The sequence below is a fragment of the Sphingomonas sp. Leaf257 genome (genome assembly GCF_001422185.1).
Classification (GTDB): domain Bacteria; phylum Pseudomonadota; class Alphaproteobacteria; order Sphingomonadales; family Sphingomonadaceae; genus Sphingomonas; species Sphingomonas yabuuchiae.
The window spans coordinates 192,778-207,185 of sequence record NZ_LMMH01000001.1 but is presented as its reverse complement, the minus strand read 5'-3'; the positions used below and the strand labels follow the sequence as shown (position 1 = coordinate 207,185).

Sequence of the window (14,408 nt, the reverse complement as noted above, 5' to 3'; positions counted from 1 at the left end):
GGAACCGCCGCCCTGTCCGTCAAAGCGAAAGCCGCGCGTTACGCTGCCTTCAAATCCTCGAAATCATCGACATCGTGATGATCCATCCGCTCGCCCTTCATCAGGCGGCGCGGCGCGCTCTTGTACATCTTGAAGTCGTTGAACGGGTCGGTGACGATCTTGGTGGCCCAGACCAGGCCGGTCTCCAGATCGCGCGCGACCCAGAGCTGCATCACCCGCACGAAGATTGCGCTGACGCCCAGGCCCAGCCAGCCGATGCCGACATGGCGCAAATAGCCCATGAAGCCGTCCGGATATTCCAGCGTGCCGAACAAAGTCGGCTGGATCAGCAGCACGACCGGGATCGCGCCCCAAATGGCCATCAGCACATATTTGCGCGCCAGATTGTAGCCGACCTTGATCTCTTCCTTATGCTCATGCGTCGCCTTGTTCACATGATCATAGCCCTTGGGTTCGAAGAAGAAGTGCCCCGCCTGGCGGCTGGTCATCGCCACGCCCCAGGCGAGCAGGCTGGCCACCGCCGGGTCGATGAACAGCAGGACATAGGCGGTCAGGAAGGTACAGGCGCTGACGAAGTGCAGGCTCTGATTGACCAGACTGTGATGATAATAACGATGATCGTCCCACCGCTGTTCGGCGAGCTGCGCGCGAAAACCCGTCATTGGACATGTCCTTGGAGGGAAGGCTGACGCTTGGCGAAGCGGACCAGCGAGAAATGGCCGAGCGGGGGCAGGGGGCGGCTTTCGACCAGCTCCACATCGCCGCGCGTCGCCGCCCAATTGGTGTAGCGCTCGAACGGAAAATCGGTGCGGAAGCCCAGGCGGCTGGTGATCGGCATCAACGTCTTTTCGATCCGGCCGCGCAGGCCATCGCCTGCACCCACCCGCGTCGCGATCACGATCTCGCCGCCGGGGCGACAGATGCGGGCGAACTCGTCCAGCGCCTTTTCCGGGTTCGGTACGGCGGTGATGACGTACTGCGCGACCACCACGTCGAAGCTGTTGTCGGCGAATTGCAGCGCCTCGGCATCGCCGTAAGCGATCTGCTCGACATGGGAGAGGTTGCCGCGCTTCACCCGTTCGCGCGCCTTATCGAGCATCGGCTCGGACAGGTCGACGCCGACGATACGGTTCGCCCGCGAATATTGGGGCAGCGAAATGCCGGTGCCGACCCCCACCTCGATGATGCGACCGCCGATGCGTTCGGCGGCGACGATGGCGGCGGAACGGCCTTTCTTGAAGACGGGGCCGAAGACCAGATCATAGACAGGCGACCAGCGATCATAGGCCTTGGTGACGCTGGCGGTACTCATCTGCGTTGCCATCGAAAGGGGCATCCCGTTGAACGACGATGCGATCCCTGTTTGCAGCAGGCGGTGACAGTTTCACGACAAATCAGGCTTCGCTTGCGAGATTTTCGCAATAGCGCAACGAATATGTCATCATTCGTGCATGAATATGTCGCACATGTTGGATAGAGGTTAACATAGAGGTGCTGTCTCCTTGTGACGGCGACCTGATCTAAACTGCACGCATGCCGCGGAATGCGGATGCCCTGATCCTCTATACTTGGTTGATTTGAATATATTTGGTGCTGCGACTCGGCTGTTCCGAGTTGGTGGGCCCATCCGCCAATGGTGACGGCGGCCCATCGTACGGCCATGGCGGCACGGGATGACCCGATTTTTCGGCAGGCCATAACGCATGGTGCGTTTTGCCATTCGCTTGGCGTTTTCTGCCACGCATTGGCATTACACACCGGTGCAAAAATTGCTAAGCCATTGAAAAGTGGTGTTTCATGTGTATGGCATGACTAATGCAGTAACTCACATGCCGGGGTGATCCGGCATAAAGGGAGTTACCACCATGTTGCTGACACTGCTGATCGCATCGACCCTGTCCGCCGCTCCGGCCCGCCCGGCCGTCGAGCCCGCGCCCATCACGCCGAACGCCGTCACGCTGAACACGGTCGCCGTCGCGACGAGTGGTGCGGAGCCCTCGGTCATGCCGTCCAAGGCGACGCGCTACTGCGTCGTCGCGCAGATCACCGGCTCGCACCTGCCGATCAAGGTCTGCCGCACCGCCGACGACTGGATCGCGATGGACGGTCAGATCCCCACCGGCCGCATCGCGCGTCGCTGATCCTCGAAAAGCGGAGACCCATCATGATGTTCGCCCTGCTCGCCGCCGCTGCCGCCCTGGCTGCCCCGTTGCCGCGCGAGGAAGCCGCCAGGCCCGCCGCCACCGCCGTCGAAACCGCAGCCTTGCCGACCGCGCCGACGGCCGCCGCCAAGCCGACCCGCTATTGTTTCCTGAATGTCGAGGAAGACCATATCATGCGCGGCAAGGTCTGCATGACGCGCAAGCAATGGCTGTGGCGCGGTGTCGACCCGCTGACCTATATCGGCCGCACCAAGTGAAGCACGGGAAAAGGGGCCGCCTTTCCAAGGACGGCCCCACCCGGCGCGATCAGACCAGATCGCGTGAATAGACGTTGTAGATCTTGTTGACGTCGCTCTTGATGGTCTCGGCGATCGAACGCATCCCCTGATTGTCGTCGAGGACCCAGCCGATCTCGCCGCGCGACGCGCCATATTTGGTGACCGAGGCCTGGCGGATATATTCGATCATCATGAAGGCGAGCTGGCCTGCCATGCGCGACGCCTGAAGCTCCTTGACCACGCCCATCAGCGGCACGCGCATCGTCCGCACCTTGGGCGCGCGCAGCCACAGCAGCAGCTTGGCCCAGCCGAAGGGGAGCAGGCTGCCCTTGAGCGGCTTGATCGCCTCGTTCAGATCGGGGAGCGTAATCATGAACGCCACAGGCTTGCCGTCCAGCTCGGCGATGCGGATCAGGTCGTTGAAGACGATCGGCTTCAGCTTGACGCCGACATCCTTGATCTCGGGCGGGGTGAGGGGGATGAAGCCCCAGTTATCCGACCAGGCATCGTTCAGGATGCTCAGGATGATCGCGGCCTCTTCCTCGAACTTGGCCTTGTTCACCTCGCGCACGCGAATGCGCTCGTTCTTTTCGCCCGACTTGATGATCCGCTGGACGATGGGCGGAAATTCCTGCGTGATGTCCAGCTCATAGGTGAAGAGCTGCTTGACGACGCCGTAACCGGCCGCCTCGATCCAGCCCTGATATTCGGGGCGCGCATGGCCCATCATGATCGTCGGGTCCTGGTCGAAGCCCTGGACCAGCAGACCTGGCTCTTCCCAGACCGATTGCGAGACGGGGCCGATCGCACGGGTCATGCCCTGCTCGCGCAGCCAGCCCTCGGCGGCGGCGAGCAGCGCCCGGAACACGTCCTGGTTCACCGCATCCATCAGGCCCCAGAAGCCGACGCCCGGCCCGAAGCCCTTGGACGGCTCCATCTCCAGCGCCAGCGTGTCGAGATGCGCCGAGATGCGGCCTACGACCTTGCCATTCTCCTCCGCCAGGAACAGCTGCGCCTTGGCATGGCTGTACCAGCCATTCTTCTCCGGCGTGATCAGTCCCAGCGCCTCGCCCTTCAGCGGCGGAACCCAGTGGGGATCGTCGGCGTAAAGGCGAAAGGGGAAGTCGACGAAGATCTTGCGATCCGACTTCGAAGAGATGGGGCGGATGGAAACGGTCATGGGGTGCGGTCCGGCAATGATTTTGCCATCGTTCCTAACCGTCCGCGTCGATCATAGCGAGTGAGGATTCCGTCATGGCAAGGCGTGGGAATGCCACCGTGTCGCCACTATGTGGGGGCAAAGGATAGAGCTATGGAATCGACGCTTTCTTTTGAACGGAGTGCGCAGGCCGTCGCAGCGGCCCCTTCCGTGCGTGTCCCGATTGCGGACGACAAGGCGATGCTGCGCGCCGCCGCCGAGCTGACCCGCGACCTGATCGCGCCGCGTCCCGGCCTGTACTGGGGCGACATGGTGGGCAGCGCACTGGTCGGTTATGCGGCGCTGGCCGTGGCGGTCATGGCATCGTCGACGGGCGTGGTCGTGGTGGCCTCGGTCGTGGCGGTGCTGGCGCTTTATCGCGCCTTGCTGTTCATCCACGAAGTCAGCCATATGAAGCATTCGGCGCTGCCGCGTTTCCGCGAAGGCTGGAACGCGCTGGTCGGCGTGCCGCTGCTGACGCCCGCCTTCATGTATGAGGGGGTGCACAACCTCCATCATGCCAAGACGCGGTACGGCACGGCGGATGATCCCGAATATCTGCCGCTGGCGCTGATGAAGCCGTGGACGCTGCCGGTGTTCATCCTGGTGTCGGCGCTGGCGCCGCTGGGGCTGCTGATCCGTTTCGCCATCCTGTCGCCGCTGTCCTGGGTCATCCCCGGCCTGCGCAAGATCGTCGTCGAGCGCTATTCGGCACTGGCGATCAACCCGCAGTTCCGCCGCCGCATGCCCGAGGGCGAGGCGCTGGTCCGCTTCAACCGCACCGATGCCGCCGCCTCGATCTGGGCGATCGCGCTGATCGCGATGGTTGCTACGGGCGTGATCCCGGTGCGCGGTTTTGCGATCGGCTTTGCGATCGGTTCGGCGGTCGCCGTGCTGAACCAGGTCCGCACGCTCGTCGCCCATCTCTGGGAGAATGAGGGCGAGCAGATGACCGTGACCGCACAGTATCTGGACTCGGTCAACGTGCCGCCACCCGCGCTGTTGCCGGGCCTGTGGGCGCCGGTGGGATTGCGCTATCACGCGCTGCACCACCTGCTGCCGTCACTCCCTTATCATTCGCTGGGCGAGGCGCACCGCCGGATCAGCGCGGCGCTGACGCCGGAATCGCCCTATCACAAGGCGAGCTACAAGGGCCTGCCGGGGCTGGTCGCGAAGATCGGCCTGAGCTCGATCCGCCGGGGGAAGTGATTTTTCCCCGCTGGGCGAAGGACGGGGCGTGCGCTTCGACTTCGCTCAGCAGGAACGGGTTTCGGGCTTTTTTCTCCCTCCGTTCAGCCTGAGCGAAGTCGAAGGCCAAGGGAATACCTCCGCCAAGCCGCTATGCCTGACCCGTGCACTTCGACTTCGCTCAGTGCGAACGGACGGTGGGATTGAGGCCGGCTAGCGAGCCTACGCCCCTATTCCTCGGTCCGGAACAGCACCGCTTCGCCGATTAGGAAGAACAGCAGGATCGGTGCCCAGGCCGCGAGGAAGGGGGGGTAGGCCCCCAGATCGCCCATCGCCATCGAGAAATTGTCCGCCACGAAATAGGCAAAGCCCAGCGCCATGCCGATCACGGCACGCACGAACAGCTTGCCCGACCGCGCGATGCCGAAGGCCGCGACCGCGCCGAGCAGCGGCATCAGCATAGCGGACATCGGCGCGGACAGCTTGTGCCACAGCGACCCCTCCAGCGACTTGGTCGGCCGTCCCGCTTCCTGCAGGTCGGTGATCGCGCTCGACAGCGCACCGAAGGACAGATTGTCGGCGCTGACGCTGGCCAGCGTCAGCTGCTCGGGCGACACGCCGCGCCCGACGATCAGTGAGGGATAGTTGGTGAGCTTGCCCGACTTCACCTCGAAGCGCGTCGCCGGGCCGATCTGCCAGCCATCGCCCGAGCGCATGCCGCGCGGAGCCCGCACGATCGCCTGAAGGCTGCCGCCCGCGCGGTCATACAGCGTCACGCCGCCCAGCTGGGTCTTGGCGCCCCGGCCCTGGATCAGATCGACCGAGATCAGGTCGTCGCCGTCACGCACCCAGACATTGGCCCGGTCGCCGCTGTCGATGGGCAGGGGGCCATATTGCACCTTCTGCCAGGCCGACAATGTCGCGCTGGCGCGCGGCACGATGCGGTCGTTGAACGCGAAGCTGAAAGCCGCCACGCCCGCGCTGGCGATCAGTAGGGGGGCGAGCACCTGATGCGCCGACATGCCCGCCGCCTTCAGTGCGATGACCTCGGAATTCTGGTTCATCGTGAAGAAGGTCAGGATCGTGCCGAGCAGCACCGAGAAGGGCAGCAGGAACGAGATGATCTGCGGCGCGCGCAGCGACACGTATCGCCACACCTGCGCCTGTCCGTTGCCCGGCGCGGCCAGCACCGCACCGGATTCGCTCAGCACGTCGAGCGTCTGGAGCACCAGCGCCACCGCGAACAGGATGGCGAAGGTGCGGATCAGGAACATCTTCGCCATGTAGATGGCGATCGTTCTCGACGGGAAAATGTTGGACAGGCTCATGCCGTATAGGCCTTTTTACGGCGGCGGCCGGGTATCCAGCGTCCGATCGCCTTGGCCAGCTTGGCCACCCCGCGCTCCAGCGCGCCGATCGGCTGGCCGCCGGGCACATAGGCGGTGACATAATACATCCACAGGACCAGCCCCGCGAACACCGCGAATGGCCCCCATAGCGCCAGGATCGGGTTCACCCGCCCCAGCGCGCCGATATCGGCGGCATATTGGTTCACCTTGAAATAGGTGACCAGCATCACGATCGACAGAAACACGCCCAGCGCCGAGGTCGATCGCTTCGGCGGTATGCCCAGTGATACCGCGAGCAGCGGCAGGAGGAACATCGTCACCACCTCCACCACGCGAAAATGGAATTCGGAGCGGCTGCCTGCGCGGGCCTCGGCACTCTGCGCCTCCTGACCGTGGCGGGCCAGTTCGGGCAGGGTGAACTCCAGGTCGCGGCCGCCGCGCTGGCGGAAATTGTCGAACTTGGGCAGGTCGATCGGCAGGTCATGGCTGGAGAAGGTCAGCACGCGGGGCGCCTTGAACTCGGGCCGGTTGTGGATCAGCGTGCCGTTGGTCAGGCGGAAGATGATGACGTTGGGGTCGTCGGTCGCCAGGAAGCGCCCGCGCGCCGCCGTCACGCCGATCCAGTCGCCCTTCGACGTGTTGGCGTGGACGAAGATGCCCGACAAGTCGCGGCCATTCTCGCGGCTTTCCTCGATGCGCAGGGTCATGCGGTCGCCCAGATGGGTGAACTCGCCGACCTTGATCGACGCCCCCAGCGCGCCGGTGCGCAGTTCGTAGCGCAAGCCCTCGTAATAATAACGCGCGACCGGCTGGATATAGCCGACGATCGCCAGGTTCAGCGCGGCGAGCACGATGGCGTACATGTACGGCACGCGCAGCAGCCGGGTGTAGCTCATGCCCACGCCGCGCATCACGTCCAGCTCGGACGAGGTGGCGAGGCGACGGAAGGCAAGCAGGATGCCCAGCATCAGCCCGATCGGAATGCCCAGCCCCAGATATTCGGGCAACAGGTTGGCGAGCATCCGCCACACCACGCTGATCGGCCCGCCTTCGGTCGCGACGAATTCGAACAGGCGGCGGATGCGATCGAGCACCAGCAGCATCGCCGAGATGAGCAGCGTCGCGAACAGCGGCAACGCGATCAACCGGGCCATGTAGCGATCGATAGATTTCATGCCGGGGACATCACTCGCGCGATAAAACGGCCATGGCTATACGGGGGTGGGCAGGGCGCGTCACCCCCTTCGTTTTTTGAGGGGTTTCCCTTGAGTTGGTCTTTGGTGTGGCGTGGGATTCCCTTGGCCTTCGACTGCGCTCAGGCTGAACGGAGGTGGTGTTTCGGTCTTGATACAAAAGGCCGTTCAACCTGAGCGCAGTCGAAGGCCACGCCCAACCCTCGCCCCAAACCTCTCAAGCCGCGGCGCTGACCGGCCCTTCCGCCCGCTTCAGCGCCGCCGCCACCGCGCGTTCCAGTCCGGCCAGCGTGAACGGCTTGCGCAACACCTCATGCCCCTCGAACCCCGTGGCCTGCGCATCGCCCGCAAAGCCGGTGACGAACAGCACCGCCAGATCGGGATGGCTCGGGCGGATCGTGGCGATCAGCTCGGGACCGGTCAGATGCGGCATCAGCACGTCGGACACGATCAATCGGATGCTCGGATGCCGCGCCAGCAGTCCTTCCGCCTCGCGCGGATCGTTGCAGGGGATCGGGTCGTGGCCCAGTTCGCGAAGCGCGCTCATCGTCGCGGCCAGCACGCGGGGATCGTCCTCGACCAGCAGGATGCGCAGCGCATCGTTCGCCTCGGCCTGGGTTTCGGCCGCAACCGGCGCGGCCTCGACCGGCAAGGCGGGGGCGGGGGCCGAGTGGCGGGGCAGATAGAGATTGACCGTCGTGCCCTTGCCCGGCGCGCTCTGGATGGTCACGTCGCCGCCCATCTGGCCGACCAGCCCGAAAATCTGGCTGAGCCCCAGCCCGGTGCCCTTGCCTGCGGGCTTGGTGGTGAAGAAGGGCTCGAACACCCGTTCGATGACCTCGGGCGTCATGCCCTCGCCGGTATCGGCGACCGACAGCACTACATAATCGCCCGCCTCGCCGCGCGGTAGGGCATGCGGCCCCATCTTCATCTCGGCGGTACGGATGGTCAGCTCGCCGCGCCCGTCCATCGCGTCGCGGGCGTTGACCGCCAGGTTCAGGATCGCATTCTCCATCTGGGTGCGATCGCCGAACAGCGTCCATCCGGTCGTCCAGTCCTGGATCGTCACCTTCACCCCGTCGCCCAGCGTCCGGTCGAGCAGGTCGCGCATCCCCTCGACCAGGCGGCGCGGTACCAGCGTTTCGGGGGCCAACGCCTCTTCGCGGCTGAACATCAGCAGGCGGCGGGTCAGCGCGGCGGCGCGGTGCGCGCCTTCGGTCGCGCTTTCCAGATGGCGCGCCATGTCGTCCGGCGATCTGGTCCGGCGGGCCAGTTCGAGCCCGCCCAGCACGACCGCCAGCATGTTGTTGAAGTCGTGCGCGATCCCGCCGGTCAACTGGCCCAGCGCGTCCATCTTCTGCGCCTGACGCAGCTTGGCTTCCTGAACCTTCAGTTCCTCTGTCGCGACTTCGACCGCGCTGGCCAGTTCCTCGGCCCGGGCGCGTTCGGCGCGCGCTTCGGCATGGGCCTTGGCTCGCTCGCTGACCGCGCCGACGATGATCCAGGCCAGCGCGATGCCGCCCAGCACCAGCACGATGCCGAATACCACCAGCCCGCCCGCGATCCGGTTCGAGTGCTGGATCGTCTCCTCGGCAGCTTCGGAGCGTTGTTGCAGGAGCACCCGCTCGCCATCGGTCAGCCGGGCGAGCAGATCGTTGATCTTCAGCAGCGCCTCGGCCTGGCGGGCCTGGTAATAGAGACCATAGGCCTGACGGTTGAGGTGATAGGTGGTCGACAGCGCGATCGTCGACAATTCACGGCCGCGCGCGCCATAGGCCTGGCGAAGCTGGTCCATCAGGCGTTGCTGCTGCTGGTCCTCGATCATCCGGTCCAGCCGGTTGAGCTGTACCCCCGCCGTCGTCCATTCGTCCTGATAGAGCTGGCCCAGCTTGCGGTCGCCCGAGATGACGTAGCGGCCCAGCGACGCCTCGGACCGGGCGATGGTGCCCGCCAGCGTGCGGGCGGCGATCATCACGTCATAGCTGTGGCTCTGCCGTTCCAGTGCGCGGTCGCGCTCGCGATTGGCGTGGCCCAGCGTGACGACGAGCATGGCCAACGTCACCGCACCCGCCACCGCCATCGCGATCAGCGCAAAGGTCCGCCACCGGCCGACCCCGCCAAGCTCGTCCTGATCCATCACGGGCGCGACGCTATCCTCGACGGTCGGATATTGTAAAGTCGGGCCGACACTGCACTCGGCCCGACCATGGGGTCAGGCGATGACGCCGACCGCCTGACCGGCGGCGCGGAACATGCCCAGCACCGTCTGGATCTGTTCCGGCATATGCTCGGCGCAGATCGAGCAGCGCAGCAGATAGGTGCCCGCCGGGGTCGCGGGCGGACGCGCCATGTTCACATACAGCCCGCCATCGAGCAGCGCCTGCCACATGATGACTGCCTGTTCCTGATCCTCCAGGATGACGGCGACGATCGCGCTGTCGCAATTCTCGGTGCCCAACTTGAAGCCCATCGCCTTCAGCCCGCCGTGCAGCGCGCGCGCATTCGACCATAGCCGCTCGCGCTTTTCGTGCGCGGTCATCAGCTTGCGGATCGAGGTCGCGGCGGTCGCCACCACCGAAGGCGGCAGCGAGGCGGTGAAGATGTACGGGCGGCAGGCCAGGCGAACCGCCTCGAACTTCGGATGGTTGGACACGACGAAGCCGCCGACCGTCCCGACCGACTTGGAGAAGGTGCCGACGACGAAATCGACCTGGCCTTCCAGCCCCTGCGCCTCGTACACGCCGCGCCCGTTGGGGCCGAAAAAGCCCATCGAGTGCGCCTCGTCGACCAGCACCATCGCGCCATGCTTCTTGGCGACGGCGACCATCTCCTTCAGCGGGGCGATGTCGCCCAGCATCGAATAGACGCCCTCCAGCACGACCAGCTTGGCGGGTTCCTTGGGCAGCCGGCCGAGCCGCTTGTCGAGATCCTCGACCGAATTGTGGCGGAAGCGAACGATCTCGGCATTGCCCTGCTGGCAGCCGTCATAGATGGACGCATGACTGTCGGCGTCGAGGATGACATATTCACCCTTGCCCGCCAGCGTCGAGATGATGCCCAGGTTCGCCATATAGCCGGTCGAGAAGACGATCGCGCCGGTCGTGCCGTAGAACTCGCGCAGCGCCTGTTCGACGTCCATATGGTCGTGGAAGGTGCCGTTGAGCATCCGGCTGCCGTTCGTGCCCGAGCCGAACTTCTCCAGCGCGTCCTTGCCCGCCGCAATGACGTCGGCGTCGAAGGTCATGCCCATATAATTATAGGTGCCGAGCAGGATCGTGTCCTTGCCCCGGATCACGGCCTCGGTCGGCGACTTCACCTGTTCCATCACGATCGCGAAGGGATCGGTCACGCCTGAGTCGAGTAGCTTCTGCCGCTCGGCGATCAGGCCGTCGAACTTGGAGAGCAGGTCACGCTCGGGCGCGATTTCGGGCGCTTCGGCGGGCAGGGCGTGGGGCTGGGCAGCGGCTTCGGTCATGTCGGTGTCCGTTTGAAGGCGATCAGGCTTGCTTCAGCTTTTCGACCGCGTCGACCAGCTGGCCGACATTCTCGATCTCGGCCTGCATGTTCATCGTGATGATGATGTCGAACTCGTCCTCGATCGCGGCGACGAAATCCATCACGGTCAGGCTGTCCCACTCCAGGTCGCCCTGGAAGGTCGTCGCCTCGGTCAGCGCGACGCCCTTCTTGTTGAAGGGCGCGATCTGGGCCGCGACGGTGTGGAAAATGGCTTGGCGGTCGCTCATGATGATCCTTTCAGTCGGGCGCCCAGTGGCACCCAAATGCGGCGGCTTTTCGACCACCCATATGTTCGCTGCTATAGCAAGCCGTTGGCGCGATACCACCGTGCCGTATCCGCCAGCCCCTTGGCGAGCGGTATGGCGGGTTCCCACAGCGCCGGGTCGGGGCGCAGCGCGGGGTCGGCGGTCCAGTCGGGGTGGCAGAGATAGCCGACCCGGTCGGCGGTCAGCTTGGCGCCATTCCCGCGCAGCTTGCGGTCGATCTTGGCGCCCAGGCTCAGCAACCCCTTGGGCAAATGCAGCGTCATCACCCTCCGCCCTACCGCCGCACCCATCGCCTGGGCGAGTTCGGCATGGGTCAGGACCTGGCCGTCATCGACCTCCAGCACCGCGCGGGGGCCATCGGTGGCGACCAGCGTGGTCAGCAGCCGCGCGAAATCCTCGACCGCGATCAATGACAGCTTGCCCGGCGGCGGCATGAAGGCGAGGCCGAGCCTGGCGGTGCGGAACACGTCCAGCCACTCGGTATCGTGCGGGCCATAGATGCCGCTCGGCCGGACGATGGTCCAGTCGAGGCCGCTCCCCGTCACCACATCCTCGGCCTGTCGCTTGGACCAGCCATAGACGGACAGATCGGGCTCCCGCGCCGACAGCGAGGAAACATGGACGAAGCGCTGGATCCCGGCTGCCTTCGCCGCCTCGACCATCGCGCGCGTGCCGTCGATATTGCCCGCGACAAAGCCTTCGCGGTCGGGCGCGTTCACCACGCCCGCGATGTGCAGCACGGCGTCGGCCCCCTCGACCAGCGTGGCGAGGCTGTCGGGCTTGTCGAGCGCCCCTGCGATCCAGGTGATCCCGGCGCGCGACGGCTGCGCCCGGCGGGTCAGCGCGCGCAGGGTCAGGCCGGACCCGGCGGCACGGTCCACCACCGCGCGACCGACAAAGCCGGTCGCTCCCGTCACGGCGACGATCATAGCAGGGCCAGATGGTTGCGATGGATCAGCGCGGCGCGCGGGGCGTGACCCAGTATCTCGGCCTGCTGGTCCGAGCGGGTGCCGATCAGCGCGCGCGCCTCGGTCGAGTCATATTCGCTGAGCCCCCGTGCGATGGTGCCGTTCGGCCCCTCGATGGTGACGAGGTCGCCGCGCGCGAAATGGCCCTGCACGGCCGTGGCGCCTGCCGCGAGCAGGCTGTTGCCCTCGGCCAGCGCCCTGGCCGCGCCCGCATCGACCGTGATCGCGCCGCGCGCGGTCAGCCCGCCCGCCAGCCACGCCTTGCGGGCAGGGGCGCTTTTCTCGGCGACGAAGATGGTGTGGCGCGCAGGCGTCGACAGCGGATGGTCGATCCGCCCCGATGCGATGGCGAGATGCGCGCCAGCGCTGACCGCGATCCGCGCGGCGGCGATCTTCGACACCATGCCGCCCGATCCCATGCCCGAGGCGGAGCCGCCATCGGCCATGCCGCTGACCGCATCGATCCGCTCGACCCGCTCGATATGGCGCGCATCCGGGTTGGTGTGCGGGTTCGAATCGTACAGCCCGTCCACGTCGGAGAGCAGCAGCACGCCGTTCGCGCCCGCCGCCTGCCCGACCCGTGCGGCGAGCCGGTCATTGTCGCCGAAGCGGATTTCCTCGGTGGCGACGCTGTCATTCTCGTTGATGACCGGCACCACGCCCAGACCCAGCAGCCGGTTCAACGTCGCGGCGGCGTTCAGATAACGGCGGCGATCCTCCAGATCGTCGAGCGTCACCAGCATCTGCGCGGCGGTCAGGTTTTCCGCGTGCAGCAGTTCCGCCCAGGCCTGGCTCAGCGCGATCTGGCCGGTCGCGGCGGCGGCCTGCGCATCCTCCAGGCTCGCCCGGCCGCCCTTGGGCAGGCCCAGGCGACGCGCGCCCAGCGCGATTGCGCCGGACGAGACGATCGCGATCTGCTGCCCGGCGCGTACCCGTGCGGCGATGTCGGCGACGAGTCCGGTCAGCCAGTCGCGACGGACTTCGCCCTCAGGCGTGACGAGGAGGGCCGAGCCGACCTTGACGATCAGCCGCTGGCAGATGGTGGGGGGGAAGATCATTGTGGGGCGGAGTGCCACGATTGTCGGTCTCTGCGAGGCTCTTTTCCCTCCCCCGGCCCCTCCCGCCTGCGGGAGGGGAGAAGAAAGCGCGAATAGCTCGCCAAGTATCGCTCCCCTCCCGCAAGCGGGAGGGGATGGGGGAGGGCAGGGTGTCTCACCGAGCCCGCCACCCGACGCATCAGCCCAGCGGCGACCACGTGATCTCGTCCTCGCCCTGGTCGTTCTCCGGCACCGCATCCGCCCCCGGACCCATCTGCTCCAGCAGCTTGTCGAGCACCCAGTCGACACCGATGCCCGCCGCGCCCGACAGCGGGATCACGTCCGCGCCGCTCGCCTCGGCCAGTTCGGCCGACAGCGCCTCGATCAGTTCGTCGTCGAGCGTGTCGATCTTGTTGAGCGCGATGATGTGCGGCTTGTCGATCAGGCCCGCGCCATAAGCCTCCAGCTCGTCGCGCACGATGCGATAGCTTTCGGCCACGTCCGCGTCATTGGCGTCGACCAGATGCAGCAACACCCGGCACCGCTCGATATGTCCCAGGAAGCGGTCGCCGATCCCGGCCCCGTCCGCCGCACCCTCGATCAGGCCGGGAATGTCGGCAACCACGAACTCGCGCTCGCGATGCCGCACCACGCCCAGCTGCGGCCGGGTGGTGGTGAAGGCATAGGCGCCAACCTTGGCCTGCGCGTTGGTCACGGCGTTGATGAAGGTCGACTTGCCCGCATTGGGCAGGCCGACGAGCCCCGCATCGGCGAGCAGCTTCAGGCGCAGCCAGACCCATGCCTCTTCGCTGGGCCAGCCGGTGCCATGCTGGCGCGGCGCGCGGTTGGTCGAGGTCTTGTAGGTGGCGTTGCCGCGCCCGCCGTCGCCGCCGCGCAGGAACACCTCGCGCTGGCCGACCTTGGTGAAGTCGAGCAGCACCTCTTCCTTGTCCTCGGACAGGACCTGGGTGCCGACCGGCACCTTGATGACCAGGTCGTCGCCACCGCCGCCGGTGCGGTTCGAGCCCGATCCGCCATGCCCGCGCGGCGCCCGGAAATGCTGGGTGTAGCGGAAGTCGATCAGGGTGTTCAGGCCCGCCACCGCCTCGAAGACGATGTCGCCGCCCTTGCCGCCGTTGCCGCCGTCGGGACCGCCATATTCGATGAACTTTTCACGGCGGAAGGATACGGCGCCGGGGCCGCCCGCGCCGGAACGGACGAAAATCTTGGCCTGATCGAGAAAATGCATGGCG

14 protein-coding genes are annotated in these 14,408 nt (G+C 66.1%); 3 read left to right on the top strand and 11 right to left on the bottom strand.

The genetic code is table 11. The annotated features are described in order from the left end of the window. Positions 1-38: 38 nt before the first annotated feature. Together ASF14_RS00970 and ASF14_RS00965 are read right to left on the bottom strand one after the other, a co-directional pair. Complete coding sequence (locus tag ASF14_RS00970; protein ID WP_056430265.1) at positions 39-662, bottom strand: hypothetical protein; 624 nt, start codon at positions 660-662, stop codon at positions 39-41. Continuing rightward, positions 659-1,312, bottom strand: a complete 654-nt coding sequence (locus ASF14_RS00965) for a class I SAM-dependent methyltransferase (RefSeq protein WP_236696876.1) — start codon at positions 1,310-1,312, stop codon at positions 659-661. Before ASF14_RS00965 ends, ASF14_RS00970 begins: the two co-directional genes overlap by 4 nt. A gap of 553 nt (positions 1,313-1,865) precedes the next feature. Here ASF14_RS00965 and ASF14_RS00960 point away from each other — a divergent pair. Both ASF14_RS00960 and ASF14_RS00955 read left to right on the top strand, forming a co-directional pair. Beyond that, a complete protein-coding gene (locus ASF14_RS00960; protein WP_056430258.1) occupies positions 1,866-2,141 on the top strand; it encodes a hypothetical protein in 276 nt (91 codons plus the stop codon). A gap of 23 nt (positions 2,142-2,164) precedes the next feature. Continuing rightward, positions 2,165-2,419: a hypothetical protein gene (locus tag ASF14_RS00955; RefSeq protein WP_056430255.1), complete on the top strand. Its 255-nt coding sequence runs from the start codon at positions 2,165-2,167 to the stop codon at positions 2,417-2,419. Between the two features lie 49 nt (positions 2,420-2,468). Here the strand turns inward: ASF14_RS00955 and ASF14_RS00950 are convergent, their stop codons facing one another. Further along, the gene (locus tag ASF14_RS00950; RefSeq protein WP_056430252.1) at positions 2,469-3,620 is read right to left on the bottom strand and encodes a hypothetical protein; all 1,152 of its coding nucleotides are present in this window, start codon (positions 3,618-3,620) and stop codon (positions 2,469-2,471) included. 132 nt (positions 3,621-3,752) lie between these two features. Between ASF14_RS00950 and ASF14_RS00945 the strand changes: the two genes are divergently transcribed. Beyond that, a complete protein-coding gene (locus ASF14_RS00945) occupies positions 3,753-4,847 on the top strand; it encodes a fatty acid desaturase family protein (RefSeq protein WP_056430250.1) in 1,095 nt (364 codons plus the stop codon). 209 nt (positions 4,848-5,056) lie between these two features. Here the strand turns inward: ASF14_RS00945 and lptG are convergent, their stop codons facing one another. The 8 genes from lptG to obgE form a co-directional block, all read right to left on the bottom strand. Further along, complete coding sequence (lptG, locus tag ASF14_RS00940) at positions 5,057-6,154, bottom strand: LPS export ABC transporter permease LptG (protein ID WP_056430247.1); 1,098 nt, start codon at positions 6,152-6,154, stop codon at positions 5,057-5,059. Next, positions 6,151-7,350, bottom strand: a complete 1,200-nt coding sequence (lptF, locus tag ASF14_RS00935) for an LPS export ABC transporter permease LptF (RefSeq protein WP_172839621.1) — start codon at positions 7,348-7,350, stop codon at positions 6,151-6,153. The genes lptG and lptF overlap by 4 nt, the downstream gene beginning before the upstream one ends. A gap of 235 nt (positions 7,351-7,585) precedes the next feature. Further along, entirely contained in the window at positions 7,586-9,505 is a 1,920-nt protein-coding gene (locus ASF14_RS00930) for an ATP-binding protein (RefSeq protein ID WP_056430244.1), read from the bottom strand. A gap of 75 nt (positions 9,506-9,580) precedes the next feature. Next, positions 9,581-10,843, bottom strand: coding sequence for a serine palmitoyltransferase (gene spt / locus ASF14_RS00925; protein ID WP_056430241.1), 1,263 nt, complete (start codon positions 10,841-10,843; stop codon positions 9,581-9,583). 22 nt (positions 10,844-10,865) lie between these two features. Beyond that, on the bottom strand, positions 10,866-11,111 hold the full coding sequence (locus tag ASF14_RS00920; protein WP_056430236.1) for an acyl carrier protein: 246 nt from the start codon (positions 11,109-11,111) through the stop codon (positions 10,866-10,868). Between the two features lie 71 nt (positions 11,112-11,182). Beyond that, a complete protein-coding gene (locus tag ASF14_RS00915; RefSeq protein ID WP_056430234.1) occupies positions 11,183-12,079 on the bottom strand; it encodes an SDR family oxidoreductase in 897 nt (298 codons plus the stop codon). After that, positions 12,076-13,176 carry a glutamate 5-kinase gene (gene proB / locus ASF14_RS00910; RefSeq protein WP_056430229.1) on the bottom strand — a complete coding sequence of 367 codons (1,101 nt, stop codon included), beginning with the start codon at positions 13,174-13,176 and terminating at the stop codon, positions 12,076-12,078. Before proB ends, ASF14_RS00915 begins: the two co-directional genes overlap by 4 nt. 178 nt (positions 13,177-13,354) lie before the next feature. After that, positions 13,355-14,404 (bottom strand): GTPase ObgE, encoded by a 1,050-nt coding sequence (gene obgE / locus ASF14_RS00905; RefSeq protein ID WP_056430224.1) that lies wholly within the window; start codon positions 14,402-14,404, stop codon positions 13,355-13,357. Positions 14,405-14,408: the final 4 nt, after the last annotated feature.

Excerpts from the sequence above, each read along its gene's own strand:
- ASF14_RS00970 (WP_056430265.1), bottom strand. The coding sequence starts at position 662 with ATGACGGGTTTTCGCGCGCAGCTCGCCGAACAGCGGTGGGACGATCAT.
- ASF14_RS00965 (WP_236696876.1), bottom strand. The coding sequence starts at position 1,312 with ATGAGTACCGCCAGCGTCACCAAGGCCTATGATCGCTGGTCGCCTGTC.
- ASF14_RS00960 (WP_056430258.1), top strand. The coding sequence starts at position 1,866 with ATGTTGCTGACACTGCTGATCGCATCGACCCTGTCCGCCGCTCCGGCC.
- ASF14_RS00955 (WP_056430255.1), top strand. The coding sequence starts at position 2,165 with ATGATGTTCGCCCTGCTCGCCGCCGCTGCCGCCCTGGCTGCCCCGTTG.
- ASF14_RS00950 (WP_056430252.1), bottom strand. The coding sequence starts at position 3,620 with ATGACCGTTTCCATCCGCCCCATCTCTTCGAAGTCGGATCGCAAGATC.
- ASF14_RS00945 (WP_056430250.1), top strand. The coding sequence starts at position 3,753 with ATGGAATCGACGCTTTCTTTTGAACGGAGTGCGCAGGCCGTCGCAGCG.
- lptG (WP_056430247.1), bottom strand. The coding sequence starts at position 6,154 with ATGAGCCTGTCCAACATTTTCCCGTCGAGAACGATCGCCATCTACATG.
- lptF (WP_172839621.1), bottom strand. The coding sequence starts at position 7,350 with ATGAAATCTATCGATCGCTACATGGCCCGGTTGATCGCGTTGCCGCTG.
- ASF14_RS00930 (WP_056430244.1), bottom strand. The coding sequence starts at position 9,505 with ATGGATCAGGACGAGCTTGGCGGGGTCGGCCGGTGGCGGACCTTTGCG.
- spt (WP_056430241.1), bottom strand. The coding sequence starts at position 10,843 with ATGACCGAAGCCGCTGCCCAGCCCCACGCCCTGCCCGCCGAAGCGCCC.
- ASF14_RS00920 (WP_056430236.1), bottom strand. The coding sequence starts at position 11,111 with ATGAGCGACCGCCAAGCCATTTTCCACACCGTCGCGGCCCAGATCGCG.
- ASF14_RS00915 (WP_056430234.1), bottom strand. The coding sequence starts at position 12,079 with ATGATCGTCGCCGTGACGGGAGCGACCGGCTTTGTCGGTCGCGCGGTG.
- proB (WP_056430229.1), bottom strand. The coding sequence starts at position 13,176 with ATGATCTTCCCCCCCACCATCTGCCAGCGGCTGATCGTCAAGGTCGGC.
- obgE (WP_056430224.1), bottom strand. The coding sequence starts at position 14,404 with ATGCATTTTCTCGATCAGGCCAAGATTTTCGTCCGTTCCGGCGCGGGC.